The sequence below is a fragment of the Endozoicomonas sp. ONNA2 genome, assembly GCF_024606365.1.
Classification (GTDB): Bacteria; Pseudomonadota; Gammaproteobacteria; order Pseudomonadales; family Endozoicomonadaceae; genus Endozoicomonas.
In genome coordinates this window covers 1-1,288 of the sequence record NZ_JAHHPO010000423.1, presented here as the reverse complement: position 1 = coordinate 1,288, position 1,288 = coordinate 1, and the positions used below count along the sequence as shown (strand labels likewise).

At 50.7% G+C, this 1,288-nt stretch carries 1 protein-coding gene; it reads left to right on the top strand.

Annotation, left to right across the window (positions count from 1 at the left end):
- Positions 1 to 233: 233 nt before the first annotated feature.
- Positions 234 to 1,142, top strand: a complete 909-nt coding sequence (xerD, locus tag KDK14_RS07580) for a site-specific tyrosine recombinase XerD (protein WP_257264466.1) — start codon at positions 234 to 236, stop codon at positions 1,140 to 1,142.
- Positions 1,143 to 1,288: the final 146 nt, after the last annotated feature.

Sequence of the window (1,288 nt, the reverse complement as noted above, 5' to 3'; positions counted from 1 at the left end):
AGTACCAGCCCAAGTAGCCAGAAATATTCGATTCCATATGGCCAGCTACTTAACCAAGTGAAATCATATTTTCAGACTAAGCGGGCAGCCACTCTGCTTCGTTGCAACGCCGGTCACATAGCTACGGCTATGCTGCCTGCGTTGCGCCTTACATAGTAACTCAGAAATATACGATTCCATTTGGCCAACTACTTAATATAAACTATCGTGCAATATTGGATTTACAGATTGCCATGCCATCCCCCGCTTCTTTGGAAATACAGGCATTTTTACAACACCTCTGGCTTGAACGAGGCCTCAGCAAAAACACCCGTGAAGCTTACCAACGGGACCTGCTGCTGTTCTCCAAGTGGCTGCAGGAGCATACACAAAACACTGGCAAGCCACTACTCACAGCCAGCGAGGGAGATCTTCATCGGTTTCTGGGCTGGCGCTGTGAGCAGGGTTATCACCCACGGTCCACCGCCCGGCAGATCTCCAGCCTGAGAGCCTTCTACCGTTACCTGTGGCAATCTGAACAGATCACCCGTGACATTACGGCCAATATTGATATGCCCCGTCAGGGCAAGTCATTGCCAAAAACATTATCAGAAGAAGAGGTAGAGTCACTGCTCAGCAGCCCGGATACCGATACAGCCATTGGTCTTCGTGATCGCGCCATGCTTGAGATCCTGTATGCCTGCGGTCTGAGAATCTCAGAGCTGGTCAGTCTGAATATGGACAATATTAATCCCAGGCAGGGTGTACTGCGCATCATTGGTAAAGGCCGCAAGGAGCGACTGGTCCCCATGGGCCAGAATGCCATTGAGTGGCTGGAGCAGTATTTAAAACAGTCAAGAGGTGATCTGCTGAACCAGTATGAAAGCCGAACCCTGTTTCCGGGTCGCCAGGGGCGCCCAATGACCCGACAGACCTTCTGGCATCGGATCAAGCACTACAATACCATTGCCGGTATCAGTAGCGACGTTTCCCCCCATGTCCTGCGGCATGCTTTTGCCACTCACCTTCTGAATCATGGTGCAGATCTTCGTGTGGTCCAGCTGCTGCTTGGCCATAGTGATCTGTCCACCACCCAGATATATACCCATATTGCCAACCACAGGCTGTCAGAACTGCACCGCGAACATCACCCGAGAGGATAAGTAGCTGGCCATATGAAATCAAATATTTCTGGCTACTTGGGCTGGTACTATGTGAGGCACAACGGAGGGAGCATAGCCGTAGCTATGTGATCGGAGTTGTAACGAAACAGAGTGCCGGCACAAGGAGTCAGAAATATATGATTTCA